The 5,445-nt window shown below is 59.9% G+C and carries 5 protein-coding genes; 3 read left to right on the forward strand and 2 right to left on the reverse strand.

Annotated elements, in window-relative coordinates; all coding sequences use genetic code 11:
• Positions 1–692: 692 nt before the first annotated feature.
• Positions 693–1,082, reverse strand: coding sequence for a hypothetical protein (locus NKJ55_RS34925; protein ID WP_352453859.1), 390 nt, complete (start codon positions 1,080–1,082; stop codon positions 693–695).
• Between the two features lie 602 nt (positions 1,083–1,684).
• Between NKJ55_RS34925 and queC the strand changes: the two genes are divergently transcribed.
• Genes queC through queE form a run of 3 tightly spaced genes read left to right on the forward strand, consistent with a single transcriptional unit; the run spans position 1,685 to position 3,470 of the window.
• Positions 1,685–2,383 carry a 7-cyano-7-deazaguanine synthase QueC gene (queC, locus tag NKJ55_RS34930; protein WP_031194962.1) on the forward strand — a complete coding sequence of 233 codons (699 nt, stop codon included), beginning with the start codon at positions 1,685–1,687 and terminating at the stop codon, positions 2,381–2,383.
• A complete protein-coding gene (gene queD, locus NKJ55_RS34935; protein WP_023722053.1) occupies positions 2,383–2,739 on the forward strand; it encodes a 6-carboxytetrahydropterin synthase QueD in 357 nt (118 codons plus the stop codon). The genes queC and queD overlap by 1 nt, the downstream gene beginning before the upstream one ends.
• Entirely contained in the window at positions 2,736–3,470 is a 735-nt protein-coding gene (queE, locus tag NKJ55_RS34940; RefSeq protein WP_352453860.1) for a 7-carboxy-7-deazaguanine synthase QueE, read from the forward strand. The genes queD and queE overlap by 4 nt, the downstream gene beginning before the upstream one ends.
• 559 nt (positions 3,471–4,029) lie before the next feature.
• On the opposite strand, the gene hemN is transcribed toward queE, so the two are convergent.
• Positions 4,030–5,373 carry an oxygen-independent coproporphyrinogen III oxidase gene (gene hemN, locus NKJ55_RS34945; protein ID WP_352453861.1) on the reverse strand — a complete coding sequence of 448 codons (1,344 nt, stop codon included), beginning with the start codon at positions 5,371–5,373 and terminating at the stop codon, positions 4,030–4,032.
• Positions 5,374–5,445: the final 72 nt, after the last annotated feature.

Raw genomic sequence — 5,445 nt, forward strand, 5'->3', positions numbered from 1 at the left:
CAGCGCAAGATCGTTCATGGTGGGTGTGGTCTCCGGGAAATGGTTCGGATCGGCTTAAGCAACCAAATCCTACGTCATTTCAACGATCAGATCCCGAGCAGCCAGTCAGTATTCGACCGTCGCTGGCGCCTCCGCCCACTGAGGCCTTGTGCTTCCTCCAGCGAGTCAAGCCGATCACCATGCGTGTCGCCAGTTCTGGTGCTCACCCACGTGCCATTTGCGATCTTGTGTCGGTGAGAGCACCGCAAGCACCTCCCCTGCTAGAGCGCAAGGCGGCTCGCGTCGCCGTGTTGTTACTATTCTTCGCTGTGGTCGGAGTTTTTTCCTTGGCTTCGGAATCGGGACATTCGGCTTTGCAAAAAAATAGGCCATCGTGGTCGATCGTCACGCCCCCGAGTTCGGCGGCACGATGGGACGACAACGGCAGCGCAAGCTCCATTTGCGCGAGGGGCTCGTCCCTTCAACTACTTGATGCATTTGCGCTTTGCGTACCTCCGTGCATGTTGCTCGATGCCAGGCGGAGATCTCCGTCTCAAACGATCGCGCATCGATGCAACGCCCACGCGTTGATCGCCATGATCGCGGCGATCGCTTTGCCGCGATCGCCGCCGCCGTTTTCGAGCACGACAATCATGCCGGCGGTTCGGCAGCGATGCGCATGCAAAAATTCACAGATGCATTCTGGCCAAATGCTAGCTGCCCAGCAAATGTCCGGCATTTCGCAAGGCCCCTAGGAAGAGACTGGCATGGCCGTTGGCATCGATCTTGGCCTGCATCGACAGGGGCATGCTGTGCCAGGTCTCCAAGGGCGCAATGAAATGTGAGAACGTACCGTTGACGATGCAATGGTGGGTAACAAGGCCCTGTCTGTCCAACGCCAGCACGCCGATCTGGTCGCCCTGATATCGGATGGCTGCGACCCGCTGGACCCCCGCATGACCGTCGACCCGCACGTCGAAAAGCAGGATGCCGCGGCTCCTGGTGGCTACCTCGGCGGCCTTTTCAGCGAAGCTTAAGGAGAGCGAGCGGACGCTTTCGACCGCCAGCCGTAAAACCATCAAATCCAGTTCATCCACTGCCATAAGGTACCTGCGCGCAACACATGGGTGATAGCAATCGACCACACCGCTTGTTCACAGATGTCGGCTCACGACCGATCATTCAGGGTTTGCCGGTCGTCCATTGACCGAGGGCGTGCTCCGGTTCGAACCGATCCTGAAGCGGAATGCGCTGGATCTACGGAACCCGAGGCCAAAGTTGCCGCGACAATTGATGTCGTGATCATTCCAGACATCTGCATCGGCGTCGCTGAACATCCCACTGGTAAGTCCGTTCTCTTGCGGCAAGCCCATCTTCGGGCCGTCTTGTACCTGAAACCCTCGCGGTGGCGTCCCTCGAAGCTCTGGACCGCCGGGCGCTTGATCGTCGAGAACTTTGTTTACGAAGGTCCGGACCTCCTGCAGAGCATATTCCGGTGCGCTCGCCTTTGAGCATTCCGCTGAAGCGTGACGTTTCGCTAGTCCGTGTTCCTTGCAGGCTCACCGCGAGGGCGCCTTGCACACAGCGGCACGTCAGCGCATGAAACTCGTCCCCCGTTCACTTCACAAAATGGATTTCCTGAAGTACTGGGCAGCGCAGAGAAATCTCCGGTCGCAGCCTACCCGGTTAAAACAAGGACCCAAAAATGAAGACTCTCGTCGTCTGCTCCGGCGGATTGGACTCCGTTACCCTTGCTCACAAGGTGGCAGCGGAGCACGAACTCGCCGGCCTCCTATCTTTCGATTACGGCCAACGGCATAGGAAGGAATTGGGCTTCGCCGCCCTTTGCGCGGAGCGACTGAGCGTCCCGCACCGCATCATCGACATCCACGAGATCGGCGGCGGCCTTTCCGGCTCCGCGCTGACCGATAATGTGGACGTGCCCGACGGGCACTACGCCGAAGACACGATGAAGGTCACGGTGGTGCCGAACCGGAACGCCATCATGTTGGCCATTGCCTTCGGCTTCGCCGCAGCGCACGGCGCTGAGGCGGTGGCGACGGCCGTGCATGGTGGGGATCATTTCATTTATCCCGACTGCCGTCCGGCCTTCATCGACGCTTTCCAGATGATGCAGGACCACGCGCTCGACGGCTACGCGGAGATTCGCATTTATGCACCCTATGTGAATCTCACGAAGGCGGACATTGTTAGGAATGGAGCAGCATACGGCACGCCGTTTGCGCAGACCTGGTCCTGCTACAAGGGCGCCGAGCGTCACTGCGGGAGGTGCGGGACCTGCGTCGAGCGGCGCGAGGCGTTTCATCTCTCTGGGCAGCCGGACCCCACCGACTACGAGGACTCCGACTTCTGGCTCGATGCGCTGCGAAGGAGGACCGCGTAATGTTCCGCATCACCAAGGAATTCCACTTCTCAGCCTCGCATCAGCTCACCTCGTTGCCACCCGATCACCAATGCGCGCGCCTGCACGGGCATAACTACATCGTTGAAGTGGAGCTTTCAGCGAATGGACTGAACGACAACGGCTTCGTGCGCGACTATCACGATTTGGCGCCATTCAAACGCTACATCGACGAGAGCTTCGACCACCGACATCTCAACGACGTGCTGGGACATGAGCAAGTCACGGCGGAATATCTGGCCAGACATTTTTATGAATGGTGCAAGGCACGCCTGCGCGAAACCTCGGCCGTGCGGGTGAGCGAAACGCCGAAAACCTGGGCGGAATACCGGCCATGACCGATACGCATCCCGCAATCCGCGTGAGTGAGATTTTCGGGCCGACGATCCAGGGCGAGGGCGTGCTCATCGGTTTGCCGACGGTCTTCGTCAGAACCGGCGGGTGTGACTATCGCTGTTCCTGGTGCGACAGCCTGCATGCGGTGGACAATCAATTCCGCCATGAATGGGAGATGATGTCCATTGGCGCGGTGTGGCAAAACGTGCTTGCGCTTTCCGGTGGCCGCCCGCTGATGGTGTCGCTGTCAGGCGGCAATCCGGCCATCCAGCCGCTCGGCGCGCTCATCGAGCGAGGCCATGGTGAAGGTTACCGTTTTGCGCTGGAAACCCAAGGTTCGGTGGCCAGGGACTGGTTTGCCGACCTCGACGTGCTAGTCCTCAGCCCAAAGCCGCCGTCAAGCCAAATGACGACCGATTGGGCCGCTTTCGAGGCGTGCCTCCAGGCGGCACAAGGCAGGCCGCAAGTCGTGCTCAAGCTCATTGTTTTCGACGAAAGGGACTACGCCTACGCGAAAGACGCCGCTGCGAGATTTCCGCGACTTCCGATCTATCTGCAACCCGGCAATCACACGCCGCCACGCCCCGCAAATGAAGACGCGCCTGTCGACCTTGACGGAATATTGAAGCGCATGGAGTGGCTGGTTGATAGCGTGACCCGCGACAGGTGGTTCGAAGCCCGTGTGCTGCCGCAGCTGCACGTTATGCTCTGGGGTAACAAGAGAGCCGTCTAGCCTGGGCCCGCTTTTCACTGAAACTGCGCCGGCGGATATTCGGGTGGACGGGTTGTCCCACGCTTGACGGCGCTGCCGGGGTGCTTGCGGACTTTCTGCCACCGGCACCAGGAGCGTGGCCAGCCGCTTACGACTCGGAATGTTGCCGAGGCTCGGTTTCGACGGGCGTCGGCTTGGCGCGAACCAATCAAAGGTTAGCGCGAGCCACGGGTGGATAGTGTGGTGGTGCGATGCGGCGGCGCCTGCTGCAGCTGGCAGGGTCCTTGCGGATTCTTGTTGCAAGGCCGAAGGGAGCTGTCGGCCGACAACCATGATCTGGCCAGGACGATTGTCGACTGCTTCCGATACAGAAAAGAGGCCGGACTCGACGTGGCGCTTCAGGGACTGCGAAATGGAATACGGCGCCGGAAGGCACGACCGGACGATATCGTCGCTATACCAAGACGCGTCTGGTCCGCTCCGAATCCTGTCTCGACACGACGGTCGCCGATCAACAGTGAAAAATGTAGCGCAATCGGTTCACGATCGACTGAGAACCATGACCGTTCCTCTGCGGTGCTCAGACTGCCGCTGAGTGCCTGGCCGTTCCACTTTCGAAATATTTGTCGAACTTTGCCGCGATGCTCCTGACAAAGGGCCGGCTTTCCGCAGGCACGACGAAGCGGTCACCATCAAGTTCAAGCAACCGCGCAGGATCTTGGAGGGCCGTGGAACTCGCTCGGACGAGAAGTCTTTGGCCGGCTTCGCCAAAGCGCTCCACCAGCTCAATCGCCGAGAAGGCGAAGTCACACATCAATCGCTCGATGATCCAGCCGCGAACACGGTCGTCGTCAGAAAGCGCGATACCCCGAACAGCGGCCAGCCCGCCATGAGCAACCATGCGTCCATACTCGGCGGTCGAAGGCATATTCTGTGCATAGCCCTGGCGAAACTGGCTGATGGACGATGGGCCGAGGCCGATCAATGTCTCGTAGCAGTCCTCGGTGTAGCCTTGGAAGTTCCGGTGCAAAGTCCCGGCGCGGGCCGCAAGCGCCAGCGCATCGCCGGGCTTGGCGAAATGATCGAGCCCGATTGCTTCGTATCCCTGGTCCATGATCGCCCGCGCTGCCAATTGCGATTGGGCAAACCGCTCCGCCGGACCCGGCAACCAGGCCTTGTCGATCATCGTCTGATGTTTCTTGAACCACGGCACATGGGCGTAGCCAAAAAGCGCGATCCGATCCGGTTCCAGGGTCAGTGCCTGTGCAACCGTGGAGGCGACGCTCTCCCTGGTCTGATGCGGCAGGCCGTAGAGCAGATCGAGATTGACGGATTCGACGCCGCGCGAACGAACGCCATCAACAACCGTCTTGGTCTGCAGAAAGGTCTGCTCGCGGTTGATCGCTTTCTGCACCTTCGGGTCGAAATCCTGGACGCCGAGGCTCGCCCTTGTCATGCCGATTTCGGCAAGTGCATCGAGGCGGGCATCGTCCATATCGTTGGGTTCGATCTCAACGCTGATCTTTGCACCGGGGAGAAACGTGAAGCTGTTGCGCAGGACGGTTCCCAGCGCCACGATATCTTCCGGTTTGAGCATCGTCGGCGAACCGCCGCCGAAATGAACCGCGCGAACTCGGCCCTTGCCGGTGACAAGACTGGAGACGGTGGCGATCTCGGCATGCAGTGAACGGAGATATGTGGTCACTGGTTCGTAGTGGCGCGTCTGTTTGGTATGGCACGCGCAGAACCAGCAGAGCCTGTCGCAATAGGGAATATGCAGGTAAAGCGATATCTCGTCACCACCTTCGAGCGCCTCCAACCAGCCTCGGTAAACGACGGCATCGACCCCCGCATGGAAATGCGGCGCGGTCGGATAACTGGTGTAGCGCGGGACGTTCTCGCCAAGTCTGGCAGCTAGTGGAATGAATGTGACGGTCGAGTCCGAATGTGGATTCCCGTCGGCGGTTTTGCGTGCGAGTCTTGAGGATGCGCACCG

Source organism: Mesorhizobium sp. M0106, assembly GCF_040322715.1.
Classification (GTDB): domain Bacteria; phylum Pseudomonadota; class Alphaproteobacteria; order Rhizobiales; family Rhizobiaceae; genus Mesorhizobium.